General features: G+C 71.2%; 16 protein-coding genes. 7 read left to right on the forward strand and 9 right to left on the reverse strand.

Annotated elements, in window-relative coordinates; all coding sequences use genetic code 11:
- Positions 1 to 12: 12 nt before the first annotated feature.
- Together ELR47_RS09690 and ychF are read right to left on the reverse strand one after the other, a co-directional pair.
- A complete protein-coding gene (locus ELR47_RS09690; RefSeq protein WP_130649717.1) occupies positions 13 to 201 on the reverse strand; it encodes a hypothetical protein in 189 nt (62 codons plus the stop codon).
- A 46-nt stretch (positions 202 to 247) separates the two neighbouring features.
- The gene (ychF, locus tag ELR47_RS09695) at positions 248 to 1345 is read right to left on the reverse strand and encodes a redox-regulated ATPase YchF (RefSeq protein ID WP_130649718.1); all 1098 of its coding nucleotides are present in this window, start codon (positions 1343 to 1345) and stop codon (positions 248 to 250) included.
- A gap of 161 nt (positions 1346 to 1506) precedes the next feature.
- On the opposite strand from ychF, the gene nucS reads away from it, so the two are divergent.
- On the forward strand, positions 1507 to 2166 hold the full coding sequence (gene nucS, locus ELR47_RS09700) for an endonuclease NucS (protein WP_130649719.1): 660 nt from the start codon (positions 1507 to 1509) through the stop codon (positions 2164 to 2166).
- Positions 2167 to 2266: 100 nt separating this feature from the next.
- Here the strand turns inward: nucS and ELR47_RS09705 are convergent, their stop codons facing one another.
- The 4 genes from ELR47_RS09705 to ELR47_RS09720 all read right to left on the reverse strand — a co-directional run bounded on the left by ELR47_RS09705 (position 2267) and on the right by ELR47_RS09720 (position 5763).
- Complete coding sequence (locus ELR47_RS09705) at positions 2267 to 2803, reverse strand: NUDIX hydrolase (RefSeq protein WP_130649720.1); 537 nt, start codon at positions 2801 to 2803, stop codon at positions 2267 to 2269.
- On the reverse strand, positions 2800 to 4284 hold the full coding sequence (locus ELR47_RS09710) for a class I adenylate-forming enzyme family protein (RefSeq protein WP_165403981.1): 1485 nt from the start codon (positions 4282 to 4284) through the stop codon (positions 2800 to 2802). The genes ELR47_RS09705 and ELR47_RS09710 overlap by 4 nt, the downstream gene beginning before the upstream one ends.
- Positions 4281 to 5078 (reverse strand): chlorite dismutase family protein, encoded by a 798-nt coding sequence (locus ELR47_RS09715; RefSeq protein ID WP_165403982.1) that lies wholly within the window; start codon positions 5076 to 5078, stop codon positions 4281 to 4283. The genes ELR47_RS09710 and ELR47_RS09715 overlap by 4 nt, the downstream gene beginning before the upstream one ends.
- 79 nt (positions 5079 to 5157) lie before the next feature.
- On the reverse strand, positions 5158 to 5763 hold the full coding sequence (locus ELR47_RS09720) for a 2,3-bisphosphoglycerate-dependent phosphoglycerate mutase (RefSeq protein WP_130649723.1): 606 nt from the start codon (positions 5761 to 5763) through the stop codon (positions 5158 to 5160).
- A 207-nt stretch (positions 5764 to 5970) separates the two neighbouring features.
- Between ELR47_RS09720 and ELR47_RS09725 the strand changes: the two genes are divergently transcribed.
- The 4 genes from ELR47_RS09725 to msrA all read left to right on the forward strand — a co-directional run bounded on the left by ELR47_RS09725 (position 5971) and on the right by msrA (position 12812).
- Complete coding sequence (locus tag ELR47_RS09725) at positions 5971 to 7236, forward strand: YibE/F family protein (RefSeq protein WP_130649724.1); 1266 nt, start codon at positions 5971 to 5973, stop codon at positions 7234 to 7236.
- Between the two features lie 206 nt (positions 7237 to 7442).
- Positions 7443 to 10253 (forward strand): aconitate hydratase, encoded by a 2811-nt coding sequence (locus ELR47_RS09730; RefSeq protein WP_130649725.1) that lies wholly within the window; start codon positions 7443 to 7445, stop codon positions 10251 to 10253.
- 102 nt (positions 10254 to 10355) lie between these two features.
- Positions 10356 to 12047, forward strand: coding sequence for a DEAD/DEAH box helicase (locus ELR47_RS09735; RefSeq protein ID WP_130649726.1), 1692 nt, complete (start codon positions 10356 to 10358; stop codon positions 12045 to 12047).
- A 123-nt stretch (positions 12048 to 12170) separates the two neighbouring features.
- A complete protein-coding gene (msrA, locus tag ELR47_RS09740) occupies positions 12171 to 12812 on the forward strand; it encodes a peptide-methionine (S)-S-oxide reductase MsrA (RefSeq protein ID WP_130649727.1) in 642 nt (213 codons plus the stop codon).
- Between the two features lie 50 nt (positions 12813 to 12862).
- Here msrA and ELR47_RS09745 read toward each other — a convergent pair whose 3' ends face one another.
- From ELR47_RS09745 to ELR47_RS09755, 3 genes are all read right to left on the reverse strand, one after another.
- Positions 12863 to 13573, reverse strand: a complete 711-nt coding sequence (locus tag ELR47_RS09745) for a DUF389 domain-containing protein (protein WP_130649728.1) — start codon at positions 13571 to 13573, stop codon at positions 12863 to 12865.
- Positions 13546 to 13785: a hypothetical protein gene (locus tag ELR47_RS09750; protein ID WP_130649729.1), complete on the reverse strand. Its 240-nt coding sequence runs from the start codon at positions 13783 to 13785 to the stop codon at positions 13546 to 13548. The genes ELR47_RS09745 and ELR47_RS09750 overlap by 28 nt, the downstream gene beginning before the upstream one ends.
- A 168-nt stretch (positions 13786 to 13953) precedes the next feature.
- Positions 13954 to 15132, reverse strand: coding sequence for an S-layer homology domain-containing protein (locus ELR47_RS09755; RefSeq protein ID WP_130649730.1), 1179 nt, complete (start codon positions 15130 to 15132; stop codon positions 13954 to 13956).
- Between the two features lie 291 nt (positions 15133 to 15423).
- Here ELR47_RS09755 and yihA point away from each other — a divergent pair, with 291 nt between their 5' ends.
- Both yihA and ELR47_RS09765 read left to right on the forward strand, forming a co-directional pair.
- A complete protein-coding gene (gene yihA, locus ELR47_RS09760; protein ID WP_130649731.1) occupies positions 15424 to 16008 on the forward strand; it encodes a ribosome biogenesis GTP-binding protein YihA/YsxC in 585 nt (194 codons plus the stop codon).
- Positions 16009 to 16143: 135 nt separating this feature from the next.
- Complete coding sequence (locus ELR47_RS09765; RefSeq protein ID WP_130649732.1) at positions 16144 to 18660, forward strand: glycoside hydrolase family 65 protein; 2517 nt, start codon at positions 16144 to 16146, stop codon at positions 18658 to 18660.
- Positions 18661 to 18714: the final 54 nt, after the last annotated feature.

Genomic DNA, 18714 nt, shown 5'->3' on the forward strand with positions numbered 1-18714 from the left:
GGCCCGGTCGGGCTACTCGGCCATCTCGGCCAGCGGGTTGCCCTCAGCGCGCGCCTGCTCGAGACGTTCGCCCAGTGCCGCCCGCCGGGCGTCGTCGAGGCAGGCACAGCCGACCTCGTAGGGGCCGTAGTGCTTGACGTCGACACGGTGGGTGGGACAGGCGGCCACCTCGAGTCGGGTGATGGGCTCTGTCCGGGGCATGGGATCGCCTCCTGCGGCCCCGGGATCCCGGGGCGGTGTGGGTGGTTCAGACGTTGAAACGGAAGTGGATGACGTCACCGTCGGCCACCACGTAGTCCTTGCCCTCGATCCGCAGGCGCCCGGCCTCGCGCGCCGCCGCCTCCGTCCCGAGGCGGTCGTAGTCCTCGTAGGCGATGACCTCGGCCTTGATGAAGCCGCGCTCGAAGTCGGTGTGGATCTCGCGCGCCGCGCGCGGTGCCGTGGAACCGGCCGGGACGGTCCAGGCCCGTGCCTCCTTCGGCCCCGCGGTGAAGTAGGTCAGCAGGCCGAGCAGGCGGTAGGCGCGTTCGATCAACCGCTCGAGGCCCGAGCGCTCGAGCCCGAGGTCGGCGAGGTACTCCGCGCGCTCGCTCCCGTCGAGCTCGGCCAGCTCGGCCTCGACCTGGGCCGAGATGACCACCACCTCGGCGCCCTCGGACTCGGCCAGCTTGCGCACCACCTCGACGTGGTGGTTGCCGGCCGCATCCGGGAGCTCGTCCTCGGCGACGTTGGCGGCGTAGATCACCGGCTTGGCGGTCAACAACGACAGCTCCCGGGCGACGGTCGGGTCCAGTTCCCCCGGGAACGTGCGGGCGACGTGGCCCTCGGCGAGGTGGTCGCGCAGGGCCAGGACCTGGTCACGTTCGCGAACCAGGTCCTTGTCGCCGGTACGGGCCGAGCGGTTCGCGCGCTCGAGCCGCTTCTCGGTCGTGGCCAGGTCCGCCAGGACCAGCTCGGTCGTGATGATCTCCACGTCGCGGGCCGGATCGACCGAGCCGCTGACGTGGATGATGTCGTCGCTCTCGAAGCAGCGCACGACGTTGCAGATCGCGTCGACCTCCCGGATGTGGGCGAGGAACTGGTTGCCCAGCCCTTCGCCCTGGGACGCGCCCGCGACCAGCCCGGCGATGTCGACGAACTCGATCGCGGTCGGGATCACCTTCTGCGACGCGGCCAGCTCGGCGAGCCGCGTCAGGCGCTCGTCGGGGACGGCGACCACACCCACGTTGGGGTCGATGGTGCAGAACGGGAAGTTCGCCGCTTCCGCGCCGGCCTGCGACACCGCGTTGAACAGCGTCGACTTGCCGACGTTGGGCAGGCCGACCAGACCGACCTGGAGCGCCACGGCGAGACCTTCCGAACGACGGGGAACGAGTCGGGGCCGCACCCGACCGCCGCCTCGAACGGACGGTCGTCGACCCGGCCTCCGAGCGTAGCTGACCACCCCCCGCCCCTTCGGCCCGTCGCGGTTGGTCGGACCCCGCGGCAGCGGTACGGTCCCGCGCCATGCGCCTGCTCGTCGCGCGGTGTTCCGCGACCTACGAGGGTCGGTTGTCGTCGACCCTGACCAGTGCCGTCCGCCTCATCATGGTGAAGGCCGACGGCTGTGTCGCCCTGCACGCCGACGTGGGGGCCTACAAGCCGTTGAACTGGATGAACGCGCCCAACACCCTGCTCGAGCAGGAGCGGCGCTGGGTCGTCACCAACCCCAAGGGGGAGAAGCTGACGATCGAGCTCGAGGAGGTGTTCGAGGACGTCAGCCACGAGCTCGACACGGAACGTGGCCTGACCCTCGACGGGGTCGAGAAGGAGCTCCAGGAGCTGCTCGCGGCCCATCCCTCGCACCTCGAGCAGGACCTGGTCTGCATCCAGCGCGAGTTCCGGACCGACCTCGGACCGGTCGACCTGCTGTGCCGGGACGTCGACGGCGGCGCGGTCGCGGTCGAGATCAAGCGGATCGGCGAGATCGACGGCGTCGAGCAGTTGACCCGCTACCTCGAGCGCATGCAGCGTGATCCGCTGCTCGCTCCCGTCCGGGGCGTCTTCGCGGCGACCGTCATCAAGCCGCAGGCGCGCGTGCTGGCCGAGTCCCGCGGCATCGCCTGTGTCGAGGTCGACCTCGGCCGCCTGCGCGGCGAGGACGACCTCACCCTCCGGCTGTTCTGACCTCGCTCGTCGCCGGTGCGGTGGGGTCGGCGCACGAGACCGGCGCACGTGCGTCTCGAGGCCGGCTCGCGCGGATGAGGACGCACGTGCGTCGGGGTGGTCAGCGGTGGGCGAGGGCGGCCTCGGCGGCGCTGATCAGGGAGGCGTCGCCGACCTCGCGGACGCTGCCGAGGTCGAACCAGCCGACGTGCGGGGACTCGCCGGTGTCGGGTGCGAACGTGGCCCGGCCGTCGGCGCGCAGTAGGTAGCGGACGTCGAGGTGGACGTGCCCGCGGGGGCCCTCGTGCACGTCGACGTGGGCGACCACCGGCCCGCCGGGCGGATGGACCGCGTGCAGCCCGGTCTCCTCGCGGGTCTCGCGCACGGCCCCGTCGGCGACCGACTCGCCCGGGTCGACGTGCCCACCGGGCTGCAGCCACACCCCGAGCCGCTTGTGCCGGTGCAGCAGGACCCGCCCGTCGGCGTCGAGCACGATCGCCGACCCGGTGACGTGGGTGCTGTCCGCCGCCTCCGACAGCGGATCGGGCAACCAGGCCAGCAGTGCCAACGTCCGTCGCAACGACGCGGCCTCCCGCGGGTCACGGGCACGGTGGACGGCGAGGTGGTCGTGCAGTTCGGTGAGCAACCGCGCTCTCATGCGCCCGACCTCCACAGCTCGACGAGGGCGTTCCCGGCGCGGCGGACCTTGCCCGTCGGCGTCCGGGGCAGCTCGGCGACGACCAGCACGTCCTTGGGCACCTTCGCCCGACCGAGCTGTCGTGCCAGCGTCGCGCGCACCGTCGCTGCGTCCAGTTCGGCGCCCGGCCAGGGCACGACGGCAGCGACCAGGCGTTGACCCCAGTCGTCGTCGGGCACGCCGAAGACGGCGGCCTCGGCGACGCCGGGCACGCCGAGCAGGAACCGCTCGACCTCGGCCGGGTAGACGTTCACCCCGCCGGTGATCACGAGATCGCCGGGGCGGCCGGCGAGGAACAACCGGCCCGCGTCGTCGAGGTGGCCGAGGTCACCGACGGTGAAGGCATCGCCGTCCCAGGCCGCCGTGGTGCGGGCGGGGTCGCGCCAGTAGGAGAACCGGGCGTGGTCGGGGACGTGTGCCCACACGGTGCCGACCTCGCCGCTGGGTGCCACGCTGCCGTCGTCGCGTCGCACCACGAGCCGTCGACCGGGCCGGGCCCGGCCGACGGTGCCGGGAGCAGCGGTCCAGTCCGCAGGAGGACAGGTCGTGAACTGTCCCTCGGTCGCGCCGTAGAACTCCCACACGGCCCCGTCGGGGGCGGCCCTGAGCACGCGCTCCTTGAGCGGGACCGGGCAGGGCGCGCCGGCGTGCGCCAGCAGGTCGAGCGAGGCGAGGTCCTCGGTGAGGTCGTCGCTGCCCGCGGCCAGGCGGTGCAGCTGGGTCGGCACGCAGAACAGCGAGGTGGGCCGCAGCGTGCGCAGTGCCTGGGACCACGCGGCCGCGTCGAACCGGGGCAGCACGGCGATGCGACCACCGAGCAGCGCGCTCACCAGCGCGAAGCGGAACGGGCCCGAGTGGTACAGCGGCGACACCACCAGGTGGCGGTCGCCGTGGCGGCGGTCGAAGGCGGCGTGCTCGTCGGCGACGACCTCCTCGCCCCAGGCGGCGTCGTGCACGCCGACGTGGACCCCCTTGCGACGCCCGGTCGTGCCCGACGTGTAGGCCATCGGCCGCGTGCGGGGCCAGGACGCCGAGGGGTCGGTCGGGGGCAGGGCTCGCAGGTCGTCTGGCGTCACGGCATGGAGCAGCGGTCCGGCGCTCGGGGGCGGCGTCCGCCGCCGTGGACCCCGCCGACCGTGGCGTGCGGCCAGGCGTCGGGCCCGCTCGGGTGTGGCGACGACGGCGACCGGCGCCGCGTCCGCGAGGATCTCGTCCGCCTCCGGGCCACCGAGGTCCCCGGGGAGCGGGACGGGGACGATCCCCTCGAGACAGGCCGCTGCCAGCACGCCGAAGGTGGTCGGGTCGTTGTCCAGCAGGACGGCGACCCGCTCCTCCGCCCGCAGGCCGAGCCGGCGCAGGCAGGTCGTGCCTCGTGCGATCAGGGGCTCGGCGTCGAGCAGGTCCGGCGTCGCCGCGTCCTCGCGCGCCGCCGTGCCCGTCACGCGCCGCGCTCGAGCCCGATCTCGGTCACCAGGTCCGCCGGTGAGCGACGCAGTCCGATGACGAAGTCGCCGAACTCGGCGAAGCGCGCCGACGCCTCGTCGTAGCGCATCGTGTAGACGATGTCCTTGACGTCGGCGAGGTCGTGGGCGAACAGGGTCACGCCCCACTCCCACTCGTCGAGACCGGTGCTGCCGGACACCAGCTGCAGGATTCGGCCGGTGTAGGCGCGACCCGACTTCCCGTGGTCGTGCATCAGGCGGCGACGCTCCGGGAAGTCGAGCGAGTACCAGTTGTCGGCACCCTCACGCCGGTGCGACATCGGGTAGAAGCAGGCCAGCTCCCACGCGGGCATGCGCGGGTGCAGCTTGTCGTCGGTGTACTTCGTCATGCGCTCGGCGAACTGCTCGACGCGCCGGTCGAGGTCCTCGCCCTCGACGCCCTCGCTGGCGAGGTACTCGCGGTACTCCTCGGGCGTCTGCATGTACTCGCTGCCCTCGGTGAGCGACAGGTACGACCAGGTCAGCCGGACGGCGGGTGCGGCCTGGGTCGCCTGGACCTCGGTCTGCAGGGCCCGCAGCAGGCTGAGGTCGGCGTCGATCGCCATCAGCATGACGTCGGCCTTGTGGCCGAGCACGCTGAACACGTGCAGCTGCGTGCGCTCCGACCAGCGCTCGAGGACGTCCGCGAACTCCTTGGCGGCGCCGGGCGCCAGCGACGGCACCGCGGCGTGGTCGACACGCAGGAACAGGTGGAGGACGCCCCACCCCTCCTCGGGACGGATCGGCTCGAGCACCGGCAGGCTCCTGTGGTGGCGGCGGACGACGCGACGAGGCTACCGATCCCTCGGTGGGCCCCACCGCGCACCGCGTGGGTCACTCGAGGATCGTCTTGCCCTGCAGCGAGCCGTCCTCGCCGAGGCCGTAGACCAGCGGGACGCCCGTGGCGAGCTCGACGCCGGGGATCTCGTCCTCGGGCACGTCCTCGAGGCGCATGACGATGGCCCGGTTCGAGTTGCCGTGGGCCACCACGAGCACGTCCTTGCCCTGGCGGATGTCACCGAGGATCGCACGCTCGAAGAAGGGGAGGGTGCGGGCCGCGGTGTCCTTGAGGGACTCGCCGTTGGGTGGCGGCGTCGCGAACGAGCGCCGCCAGATGTGCACCTGCTCGTCGCCGTAGCGCGCGGCCGTGTCGGCCTTGTTGAGTCCCTGCAGGTCACCGTAGTGTCGCTCGTTGAGCGCCTCGTCCTGGATGACGGGCAACTGCAGCCCGGCCGTCTCCTGCAGCAGCGACAGCGTCTGCTGCGCCCGGGTCAAGCGCGAGGTGTAGGCGACGTCGAAGCTGCGGCCACGCAGTCGCTCACCGGCCAGGCGCGCCTCCGCGATCCCGGTCTCCGTGAGCGGGACGTCCACCCAACCGGTGAAGCGGTTCTCCAGGTTCCACAGGGACTGGCCGTGGCGGACCAGGACGAGCGTGGGCATCGACGGACCTCGTGCGATCGGGTGCGGGCGTGGGGCGAGAGCGTAGTCGTGGCACACGGGCGTGCGACCGGCCCGCCGCCGACGAGGGGCGGGGTGGCGCACCGGTGACGCGACCCGGGGGGGTGAGCGCTGCGTCGCCCACATCGGCCGCGTCCGAACGGCCGGGTCTACGCTCGCGTCCGGATCGTCTCGCTGGGAGGGCAGTCGGTGGAGTCCGCGAGCGCGCAGTCGGGGGCATCGGGTACGCGCCTGCACCGTCGACTGCTGCAACTGGTGGCGGCGCTGGTGGTCGCTGCCGTGGTCGGCACCGTGCTGCTGTGGCCGGCGAGCGACGAACTGCCGACCATCCCGGGAATGGGCACCGTCCGCGGCACCGTGGTGGGTGTGACGGAGATCGACACCCGGCCCGACCCGCACCGTGACCGATCAGGACGACTCGCCGACGTCGTGGTCGAACTCGAGGAGGGGGCCCTGAGCGGTGCCCGCGAGGTCGTGCGCATCGACCGGGCGACCTATCCGGAGTTCGTCCCGGGAGACCGGGTGGTGCTCGGCACGGTTCGCCAGGGCGACGGCGGTCCACCGAGCTACTACCTCGCGGACTTCCGCCGCAGTTCGAGTCTCGCCACGCTGGCGGCGCTGTTCGTCTGCCTGGTGCTGGTGGTCGGCCGCTGGCACGGCCTGCGGTCCCTGTTGGGGCTGTTGCTGTCCTTCGCCGTCATCGTGCGGTTCGTCGTCCCGGCGATCCTGGCGGGGTCGCACCCGCCGACGGTCGCACTGATCGGCGCCACGTTGATCATGGTGGCCACGCTCTATCTCACCCACGGGGTGAGCGAGATGACCACCTCGGCCGTGATCGGCACCACGGCCGCGCTGGTGGTGACGGTCGTGCTCGGCACGGTGTTCATCGGGACCTCCCGGATCACCGGACTCACCTCCGACGACGCCATGCTGGCGAGGCTGGTGGTCCAGGGACTCGATCTGCAGGGGCTGGTGCTGGCCGGGCTCATCATCGCGGCCCTCGGTGTGCTCGACGACGTGACCGTCAGCCAGGCCTCGACGGTCTTCGCCCTGCGGGACACCGACCCCGGGTTGGGTCTTCGCGAGCTGTTCGGCCGGGCGATGAAGGTCGGGCGCGACCACATCGCCTCGGTGGTCAACACGTTGTTCCTCGCCTACGCCGGTGCCTCGCTGACCCTGTTCGTGCTGTTCTCGGTCGGTGGGTTCGGCGTCGGTGACCACCTCAACTCCGAGGCGATGGCCACCGAGATCGTCAAGACCATCGTGGGCTCGATCGGTCTGGTGCTCGCGGTTCCGCTGACGACGGCGCTGGCGAGCGTGCTGGCCCTGCGGATGTCGCCCGAACAGCGCCGTGCCGCGCTCGCCTCGTCCGGCCATGTCCACACCCACGGTCACGGACACGCGGGGACGACCTCCGGGGACGCGCCGAGCGAGGACGTCCCGAACGAGGGCTGAGCCGACGCGGCGGTGACCGCACGGGGCCGACGCCGCCGTGCCCACCCTCCCGTCCGGACGACCGGGCGCACCGCGCGCTCGGGTATGTTCGCGCCCGGACCCGTCGTCCCCCCATCTCGTCGGTGCGGGCGCGTTCGACGGCACCCGCTCGCACGAGTGCAGCGCCGTCTGCGGCGCGCCTCACCCCGCTACTACGAGGAGCCCCCGTGAGCAGCATCGACAGCTTCGGCGCGAAGAGCCACCTCGAGGTCGACGGCAAGAACTACGAGATCTACCGCCTCGAGGCGGTCGAGGGGCAGCAGCGGTTGCCCTACAGCCTGAAGGTGCTGCTCGAGAACCTGCTGCGCACCGAGGACGGCAGCAACATCACCGCCGACGACATCCGCGCGCTGGCGAGCTGGGACGCGGACGCGGAGCCCGGCACCGAGATCCAGTTCACCCCGGCGCGCGTGATCCTGCAGGACTTCACCGGGGTGCCGGCCGTGGTCGACCTCGCCGCCATGCGCGAGGCGATGGCCGAGCTCGGGGGCGACCCGGCCAAGATCAACCCGCTGGTACCGGCCGAGCTGGTCATCGACCACTCGGTGGTCGCCGACGCGTTCGGCAGCGCCAACGCGCTGCAGATCAACATCGACCTCGAGTTCGAGCGCAACCGCGAGCGCTACCAGTTCCTGCGCTGGGGCCAGGAGGCCTTCGACGGGCTCAAGGTCGTCCCGCCCGGCACCGGCATCGTCCACCAGGTCAACATCGAGCACCTCGCCCGGGTCGTGTTCCCCAACGAGCTGCCCGACGGCACCCTGCAGGCCTACCCCGACACGCTGGTCGGCACCGACTCGCACACGACCATGGTCAACGGTCTCGGCGTGCTCGGCTGGGGCGTGGGTGGGATCGAGGCCGAGGCCGCCATGCTGGGGCAGCCGGTCTCCATGCTGATCCCGCGCGTGGTCGGGTTCAAGCTCTCGGGTGAACTGCCCGACGGCGCCACCGCCACCGACCTCGTGCTGACCATCACCGAGATGCTGCGCGAGCACGGCGTGGTCGGCAAGTTCGTCGAGTTCTACGGCCCCGGCGTGACCGGTGTGCCGCTGGCGAACCGGGCCACCATCGGCAACATGTCGCCGGAGTACGGCTCCACCGCCGCGATCTTCCCGGTCGACGACGAGACCCTCAAGTACCTGCGCTTCACCGGTCGCTCCGAGCACCAGGTCGCGCTCGTGGAGGCCTACGCCAAGGCACAGGGGATCTGGCACGACCCGCAGGCGGAGCCCGACTACTCCGAGCGCCTCGAACTCGACCTGTCGACCGTCGTTCCCTCGCTGGCCGGTCCGAAGCGGCCCCAGGACCGTGTCGACCTGTCCGACGCCAAGCGCTCGTTCCGCGTCGCGCTTCGCGACTACGCCGAGGACGTCGAGTACGGCGGCCACGACGAGGCGGTCGCGGAGACCTTCCCCGCCTCCGACCCGACCCCGGGTGCGCCGGCCACCAACGGTGACCCCGCACCGGCACCCAAGGACTACGAGGGCGCCAAGGGGGAGCGGGCCAGCGATCCGGTCGAGGTCACCCTCGAGGACGGCACGTCCTTCACGCTCGACCACGGCGCGGTGACCATCGCCGCGATCACCTCGTGCACGAACACGTCCAACCCGAGCGTGATGATCGGCGCGGCGCTGCTGGCCAAGAACGCCGTCGACCGCGGCCTCGAGCGCAAGCCCTGGGTGAAGACGACCCTGGCGCCGGGCTCGAAGGTCGTCATGGACTACTACGACCGCGCCGGCCTGACCCCGTACCTCGACAAGCTCGGGTTCAACCTGGTCGGGTACGGCTGCACCACCTGCATCGGCAACTCGGGTCCGCTGATCCCGGAGGTGTCGCAGGCGGTCCAGGAGGCCGACCTCGCGGTCGTCTCGGTGCTGTCGGGAAACCGCAACTTCGAGGGGCGGATCAACCCCGACGTCAAGATGAACTACCTCGCGTCGCCGCCGCTGGTGGTCGCCTACGCGCTGGCCGGGTCGATGGACATCGACATCACCACCGAGCCGCTGGGTACCGGTGCCGACGGCGAACCGGTGTACCTCGCCGACCTGTGGCCCTCCCCGCAGGAGATCCAGGAGACCATCGGCCGGGCACTGCAGTCGCAGACGTTCACCGACGAGTACGCCTCGGTGTTCGAGGGCGACGAGCAGTGGAAGTCGCTGCCGACCCCGGAGGGTGACACCTTCGACTGGGACCCGGAGTCGACCTACATCCGCAAGCCCACCTTCTTCGACGGCATGGGTGCCGAGCCCGCGGCGGTCGAGGACATCGCCGGTGCCCGGGTGCTGGCCAAGCTCGGCGACTCGGTCACGACCGACCACATCTCGCCGGCCGGCGCGATCAAGGCCGAGAGCCCGGCCGGGCACTACCTGACCGGACACGGCATCGAGCGGCGCGACTTCAACAGCTACGGCTCGCGCCGTGGCAACCACGAGGTGATGATCCGCGGCACGTTCGGCAACATCCGGCTGCGCAACCAGCTCGCCCCGGGCACCGAGGGCGGCGTCACCCGCGACTTCACCGAGGGCGGCGAGGTGACCTCGATCTTCGAGGCCGCCGAGCACTACCAGCAGCACGGCACGCCGCTCGTGGTGCTGGCCGGCAAGGAGTACGGCTCGGGCTCGTCGCGTGACTGGGCGGCCAAGGGCACGCTGCTGCTGGGCGTCGAGGCCGTCATCGCGACCTCGTTCGAGCGGATCCACCGCTCGAACCTGATCGGCATGGGGGTGCTGCCGCTGCAGTTCCCCGACGGCGAGGACGCCGAGTCGTTGGGCCTGACCGGCGAGGAGACCTTCGACATCTCCGGGGTGACGGCGCTCAACGACGGCGAGATCCCCTCGACGGTCGCCGTCGTCGCCCGCAGCCAGGACGGCACGGAGGTGCGCTTCGACGCGCGCCTGCGCATCGACACGCCCGGCGAGGCGACCTACTACCGCCACGGCGGCATCCTCCAGTACGTCCTGCGGTCCCTGCGCGACGGCTGAACCTGCACCATCCTCGGGGTCCCGGCTGCGGCCGGGACCCTGCGGCGTTCGCCACCGCGCCCGCGGTGTGCGACCGCAACGACCTTCGAGAGGACGAACGCCATGTCCGCCGACGCGCCCGTGACGCCGACGTTCGACGACCTGCCCCTGCGCCCCGAGTTGCTGCAGGAGTTGGCCAGCCTCGGTTACGAGGAGCCGACACCGATCCAGAGCGAGGCGATCCCGCACCTGGTCGCGGGTGCCGACCTGCTCGGGCAGGCCGCCACGGGGACCGGCAAGACGGCCGCGTTCGCGCTGCCGTTGCTCGAGCGGCTGCCGGCGGGGGAGCGGGGCCGCTCGCCCTCGGCGCTGGTGCTGGTGCCCACGCGTGAGCTGGCCATGCAGGTGTCCCAGGCCGTGCACCGCTACGGGCGCGGTCTGGGGGCCCGGGTGCTGCCGATCTACGGCGGACAGCCCATCGGTCGTCAGCTCAAGGAGCTCGGCCGGGGCGTCGACGTCGTCGTGGCCACGCCGGGCCGGGCCCTGGACCACCTCAGCCGCGGGACGCTCGACCTCGACGCCGTCGGCATCGTGGTCCTCGACGAGGCCGACGAGATGCTCGACATGGGGTTCCAGGAGGACCTCGAGTCCATCCTCGACGAGGCGCCGGTCGAGCGGCAGACGGTGCTGTTCTCGGCCACCATGCCGCGGCACATCGACCAACTCGCCCGCAAGCATCTGCGGGACCCGGTCCGCATCACGATCGGGCGCGCACAGGCGGTGGCCGGCAGCGCCGAGGGGCCACGCATCGACCAGACCGCCTACGTGGTCTCCCGTGGCAACAAGCCGGCGGCGCTCGGTCGCATCCTCGACGTCGAGGCGCCCGGGGCGACGATCGTGTTCTGTGGTACCCGCAACGAGGTCGATGAGCTGACCGAGACCATGAACGGTCGGGGCTACCGGGCCGAGGCCCTGCACGGTGGCATGAGCCAGGAACAGCGCGACCGGGTCATGGACCGGCTGCGCAACGAGACGGCCGACCTGCTGGTGGCCACCGACGTCGCGGCGCGAGGCCTCGACATCGAGCACCTGACCCACGTGGTCAACTACGACGTGCCCTCGGCGCCGGAGAACTACACCCACCGCATCGGACGGGTGGGCCGTGCCGGCCGCGAAGGGGTGGCGATCACGCTGGTCGAGCCCCGTCAGCACCGGCTGCTGAAGGCGATCGAGCGTCACACCGGGCAGAAGATGGACGTCGCGCGGATCCCCACGGTGGCGGACCTGCGTGCCCGGCGGATGGAGCTCACCCGCGCCGCGCTGCGCGAGGAGCTGCTCGGTGACGAGCTGGACCGATACCACGCGGTCGTCGACGCGCTGGCCGACGAGTTCGACGTGGTCGAGATCGCGCTGGCCGCCGTGAAGCTCGCCCACGACACCCTCGGCGGCGACCCCGACGAGGAGCAGGAGCTTCCCGAGCTCGCCCTCACCTCCGACGGCCGCGACCGGCAGGGGCAGGCCGGGCGCAGCGGGGGACGGCGCCCGCCTCGCGGCAAGGGTGGGGGTGACGTCGGTCGGGTGTTCATCGGACTCGGGCGCAACGCCGGCATCCGGCCCAAGGACCTCGTCGGGGCGATCGCCAACGAGGCCGGTGTCGCCGGCCGCGACATCGGCGCGATCCAGATCACCCAGAACTTCTCGCTGGTCGAGGTGCCCTCGGGACAGGTCGACCAGGTGATCGGCGCGCTGCGCGAGACCACCATCAAGGGCCGGCGTGCCACCGTCCGCCGCGACAACCGCGACCCCGGCAACTGAGCAGTTCGCGTCAGCGACGTCAGCTTACGTCCGGGCCGTGGCGGGAAGAGCCGGAGCGGCCCGGGCGTTGCTGCGGGTCCCCCCTCGTGTCGATCGAGGCCGGTACGACGAAGGACGTGTGGAATGTGGTTCGGTGACCGCAGCAAGAGCGAGCTGGTACGTGCCGAGGACGCTCACCCCGGGCGCGAGGCGTACCCGTTCTCCATCCCCGACGCCCACCACGTGCACGGACGGAGCCTGACAGAACCGTGGCCGGCCGGTCACGAGGTGGTCGTGTTCGGCATGGGGTGCTATTGGGGAGCGGAGCGCATCTTCTGGCCGCTCCCGGGCGTCCACACGACGGCGGTGGCCTACGCGGGCGGGTTCACGCCCCACCCGACCTACCGCGAGGTCTGCACCGGACGGACCGGCCACGCCGAGGTGGTGGTGGTCGTCTTCGACCCGGCGGTGATCGACCTCGACGGCCTGCTCGGACCGTTCTGGGAGAACCACGACCCGACCCAGGGGATGCGCCAGGGCAACGACGTCGGCACGCAGTACCGCTCGGCGATCTACACCACCTCCGAGGAGCAGGCGCAGGTCGCCGAGGCGTCCCGCGTCCGCTACCAAGCCAAGCTGGCGGAGAACGGCTACGGCGAGATCACCACGGAGATCGCGCCGCTGGGCACGTGGTTCTACGCGGAACCGGAGCACCAGCAGTACCTGGCGAAGAACCCCGGCGGCTACTGCAACCACGGGTTCTGCCAGGTCGGCTACACCGACTGACCGGGTGGGCCGGACGGCCGTCGACCCCGCCGTGGCCGTCCGGCCCCCGCTCAGCTCACCTCGCGTCGCCGGTCGGTGCCGCGCTTGAACACGAACGCGACCGCGGTGCCGACCAGCACGAGGGCGATCTCGGCCAGGAACCGCAGCCCGGCGCCGCCGGCCATGGCGTACTGCCCGGCGAGCAGCGCCATGGGGACCAGGGCCGCCGTCGGCACCAGCGCCAGGGCGACCATCACCCCGGCGGTCAACACGGTCCGATTGAGCATGACGAGCACGCCGCCGCACAGTGCGGCGGCGGAGCTGGTCACCAGACCGGTCCAGGAGAAGCTCGACCAGAACCTCACCAGCTCACCCGAGGCGAGGTAGCGGTCGTGACCGGCGTCGAGCGCGTCGACCCCCAACCAGGTGCCGAGTACCGCGGCAACGGTGGCACCGCCCAGCAGCGCCCCGTAGGCACGGGCGCTGTCGCGCAACCCGCCACGCCAGGCCTGCGAGTGGGCCACCAGGCCGAGCACCGTGCGGGCGAAGGGTTGGAAGCCCGGGGCGATGACCATCGCGCCGATCACGGCGTGCAGGGTGTCGCTCGCGATCCCGGCGGCCGCGATCACCCCGGCCAGGAACATCACGAGCGTGCGGTCACGGGTCATGGTGCTGTCCTCGCCGATGGACAGCTCGAGCTCCTCCCAGGTCGTGGCGCCCGCTTCGCGCGTGAAGCGCGAGAAGTCGGGGGTGATCACGCTGAGCGGGACCGAGGTCGCCATCGAAAGCCCACCCTGCTCACCCAGGCGTAACGGTCGGCGATCTGCATCACCGCACCGAGCTGCTCGTTGGTGATCTGCAGGGTCACCACGTCGCCGGGCGGGAGCAGGGAGCCGTCACGCTGGAGGCGCAGTCCGGCCGGCTCGAGGGCATCGAGTTCGTCCAACAGGTCGTCGGTGCGTGTCTGTGGCACCGTCAGCTCCACCGTGCGCATACCCGCCTCCGTCGCGTGCGTCCCTGCGGATTCGACTGCACCGTCCGCGGGAGGTGGTCGGTGCGTGCTGGCCCACGGTCGGTGACCGGTACGCCCGCGGCCGCACCCAAGGGCAGGCAAGAGGGCAGGGCCCCGGCATGTGCCGGGGCCCTGCGTTCGCGCGGTGGATCAGAGCGCGCTGATCTTGCCGTCGTGGATCAGACGGTCGATCGACTTGCTGACGAGCGTCGCCATCTGGTCGCGACGCAGCGGGTTGGCGGGACGGAAGGTGTCGTTCGCGTAGCCCGACACGATGCCGGCCTTGGCCAGCTTGTTGATGTTCACGGCGTGCGTGCCACCGACGTCGGTGAAGCGGGCCTCGCCGACCGGCAGTTCGGTCCCGTTGACGTGCTCGATGGTGCGCACGAGCAGGGCCGCACCCTGGGCACGGTTCAGCTTGGCCGCCCCGTGGAGGTTGCCGTGAAGGTCGCCGACGAAGATGTTGCGGTCCTTCAGGATCGCCATCGACTCGGCGTGGTTCGCCGGGGTCGGGACGCTCGCGTCGGCGTGCTGCAGCAGGCGCACCAGGAAGGTGGCCATCTGCTGACGGGTCATCTCGCCGCCGGGGTTGTAGGTGGTGTCACCCGTGCCGATCGTGATGCCGTAGCGGTACAGCTTCTCGATGGACGTCTGGTGCGCGTTGTTCGACGGGACGTCGGTCAACGCCGGGACGGGCTTGGCGACCGGCCGGTTCGGGGTCCCGATGGTCCCGTTTCCACCCTCGTCGGTGTTGCCACCCTCGGGGGTGTCGTTGCCCTCGTTCTCGTCGGTCTCGGGGGTGTCGTTGCCCTCGTTCTCGTCGGTCTCGGGGGTGTCGTTGCCCTCGTTCTCGTCGGTCTCGGGGGTGTCGTTGCCCTCGTTCTCGTCGGTCTCGGGGGTGCCGTCAGCCTCTTCGTCGTCGACGGTGGTCGTCGTGCACTCGAGGTTCGAACCCTCGTCGTCGAGGATGTGGTGGTCCAGGGCCGCGAACGGGTTCTGCGAGTCGCCGCCGGGAATACCGGAGTCGTCCCCGCCGGAGCCGGTTCCCGCGTCCGGGTCGGCCGCGTTCGGGTCGGCGGCGTTCGGGTCGTCCTCGGGGGTCTCGTCCTCGGGGGTCTCGTCCTCGGGGGTCTCGTCCTCGGGGGTCTCGTCCTCGGGGGTCTCGTCCTCGGCGGTCTCGTCCGCGGCGGGCTGCTCGGCAGGCGGGCAGTCCGCGTCGGTGTCGGCCGGCGCAGCCAGGGCGGCGGTCGGGACGGTCGCGAACAGCATGGCCGCGGCGACGGAGCCGGCGGCGGCCCGACGGCGCAGTGCGGTCTTGTGGATCTGCAACGGGTTTCCCCCGTTCGGTCTACCAGCGGGAGAGCCGGCAGAGAGTCGGCCGCCGCGCGGGAGGGAGGCCGCGGCGGTGACGAGGTTGTCTGCCCCGTCTGGGGGAGTCATCGGCGGACACCCTCGGGAACTTCAGGGTTCTCGGTGTACCGGACGGTATGCGCACATCGAGGAAGCGGTGTGCGGGTGTTGCGTCCGGTGTGCCTGCCGGGTGTGCTAACCGGCGACCATCGAGGGCGTGGTTCGGCACGGTGGTCGCGTGCGTAGGCCCCGGACTGCAACACTGCGGCCATGAGTGAGCCCCTGCCGATGCGTTTCGTGCTGTCCGCTCCCGACCTCGCCGGGCTGCCGCCGAGTCGGGCCGAGGTGGCGGTGATCGGGCGTTCCAACGTGGGCAAGTCGTCGCTGCTCAACGCGTTGGCCAGACGCCGCGATCTGGCCAAGACCTCCGGCAAGCCGGGCAAGACCCGCCTGCTCAACCTGTTCGAGACCGACGGCGGCACCTTGGTCGACCTACCGGGCTTCGGCTATGCCAAGGTCGCCGCCACCGAGCGGCGGGCGTGGCAACAGCGCATGGAGCACTACCTGCTCGAACGCGAGCCACTGGTGCTCACGCTGCTGCTCGTCGACGGCGAGGTCGGCCCGACCGCACTGGATCGCGACATGCTGGGCTGGTTGCGCCACGCGGAGGTCCCGTTCCAGGTCGTGGCCACCAAGCACGACAAGGTGAAGGCCTCGAGGCGTGATCGTCGCAAGCGCGACCTGGCATCGGGTTGCGGACTCGACCAACGCGAGGTCGTGTGGGTGAGCGCGGACAAGGGCGTGGGCATCGACCGCCTGCGCGGTCTGGTCCGCGACGCCCTGGCCGGCGTCTGATCGCTCGCGAGCCGAGCGGCCCGTCCCGCGCGGACGCGGCCGCCCGACGCGGAGCGCGGTCACCACGGGTGTCGCCGGGGGACTAGCGTCGCGCCCCATGTCCCGTGTCGTCCCCGCTGTACGGAGCCCGCGTCCTTGATCCCCCGCGAACTGCGCCTGCCGCCGGAGCATCTCTTCCCGGCGGACGAGTGGCGGCTTGCCGAGATCGGTTTCTCGAATCGTTGGATGGGCAACGCGGAGACGATCTTCGCCTTGTCGAACGGCTTCATCGGTGTGCGTGGCACCTTCGAGGAAGGTCGTCCGGGCATCGAGACCGGCACGTTCCTCAACGGGTTCCACGAGACCTGGGGTATCGAGCACGCCGAGGAGGCCTACGGGTTCGCCCGCACGGGACAGACCATCATCAACGCACCCGACGCCACCCTGCTCAAGCTCTACGTCGACGACGAGCCGCTGTTCCTGCCCACGGCTCGCATGCCCGAGTACCACCGCGAGCTCGACTTCCGCGACGGCGTGCTGCGTCGGCGACTGCGCTGGGCCACGCCCTCGGGCAAGCACGTCAAGGTCGACTCCACGCGTCTGGTGTCCTTCGACCAACGTCATCTCGGTGCCATCAGCTACGAGGTGGAACTCGACACCGACGCCCCGGTGGTGCTGTCCTCGCAACTGCTCAACCGCCAGGACGCGCGTGCGGTCGACGAGCCACGCGCCAACGGCGCCGATCCGCGCCGGGCCAAGGCGTTCCGCAATCGGGTGCTCAACGCGGTCGACCACCACGCCGAGGAGTTGCGCCTGGTCACCGGCTACCGCACCAGTAGTTCACGCATGACCCTCGGGGTCGGTGTCGACCACGTCGTCGAGACCGACAACTCCTGGGACGCTGCGGCCACCTGGTCCGAAGACCTGTCCAAGGTCGTGTTCACCATCCACGCCAAGGCCGGTGTGCCGTTCCGGATCACGAAGTACTTCACCTACCACACCTCGCGCTCGGTGCCACCGCGTGAGCTCGTCGACCGCTCCCGCCGGACGTTGGACCGTGCCGTGCAGGAGGGCTACGACGAACTGGCGGCCTCACAGCGGCGCTACCTCGACGACCTCTGGCACCGTGCCGACGTGCAGGTCGACGGGCCGCGGCGGGTGCAGCAGGCCATCCGGTGGAACATCTACCAACTCGCCCAGGCCTCGGCGCGGGCCGAGACGGCCGGGATCCCCGCCAAGGGCCTCACCGGACAGGCCTACGAGGGGCACTATTTCTGGGACACCGAGATCTACGTCGCGCCGTTTCTGACCTACACCGAGCCGCGTGTGACCCGCAACCTGCTGCGGTTCCGGCACACGATGCTGCCGCTCGCCCGCGAACGGGCCACCGAGCTGTCCGAGCCGGGCGCGTTGTTCCCGTGGCGGACGATCAACGGTGAGGAGGCCTCCGCCTACTACCAGGCCGGCACGGCGCAGTACCACATCGACGCGGACATCGCGTACGCGATCAAGAAGTACGTCGACGTCCGCGACGACAAGGAACTGCTCTGCGAGGTCGGCGCGGAGATCCTGGTGGAGACCGCGAGGTTGTGGATCGGCCTGGGCTTCTACAGTCCCGAGGACGACGCCTTCCACCTGCACGGGGTGACCGGCCCCGACGAGTACACCACCGTCGTCAACGACAACGCCTTCACCAACCTGATGGCGCGGCAGAACCTGCGCTATGCCGCGGAGGTGGCGTCGTGGATGCGGGAGGAGGAACCCGCCGCCTACCGCCACCTGGTCCACGAGACCGGTCTGCGGGACGAGGAGGTGGCGTCCTGGCAGCGGGCGGCCGACACGATGTTCATCCCCTACGACGAGGACCGGGGCATCCATCCGCAGGACGCCAACTTCCTCGAGAAGGAGCGGTGGGACTTCGCCGGCACGCCCATCGAGCACTATCCGCTGCTGCTCAACTATCACCCGCTGGTGATCTACCGCCACCAGGTGATCAAGCAGGCGGACGTGGTGCTGGCGATGGTCCTGCTCGCCGACCAGTTCTCGCAGGAGCAGAAGCGGCGCAACTTCGACTACTACGACCCGCTCACGACGGGGGACTCGTCGCTGTCCGCCTGCGTGCAGTCGATCCTGGCCGCCGAGATCGGCTACGAGGAGAAGGCGCTCGAGTACTTCCAGTACGCGCTGCTGATGGACCTGGCCGACGTGGCCGGCAACGTCGTCGACGGTGTGCACATCGCCTCGACCGGCGGGGTGTGGATGGCGCTGGTGTACGGCTTCGGTGGCCTGCGTGACCACGACGGACGACTGCGCTTCGACCCCCGCCTGCCGGCCCCGTGGAGCCGCCTGTCGTTCCCGCTGCGGTTCCACGACCGACGGCTCGAGGTGGAGCTGAGCCACGAGGCGATGCAGTTCACCGTCACCGAGGGGGAGGCACTGCCGATCGAGGTACGCGGCGTCGAGTACGTGCTGCAGCCGGGCGAGCCCCTGCACCTCGACTCGCCGGGTGACGCCGAGGCCGAGGACGCCAACGCCCCCGGACTCGGTCAGGAGCCCGATGGTCCGGTGGTCCAGGTGACGACCGCGCGTGACAGCGACGTGGTCACCGGCCACCGCGGCAGCCCGCTGCCCGACGAGGTCCACGACGCCCGACGCGGCGACACGTCGCGCTGAGCGCTCCGGCGGCGTGTCGGCGTCGCCGACCCCCGGCGGGTGCGCCCCGACCGC

The sequence above is a fragment of the Egicoccus halophilus genome, from assembly GCF_004300825.1.
In the GTDB taxonomy this organism is placed as follows: Bacteria; Actinomycetota; Nitriliruptoria; order Nitriliruptorales; family Nitriliruptoraceae; genus Egicoccus; species Egicoccus halophilus.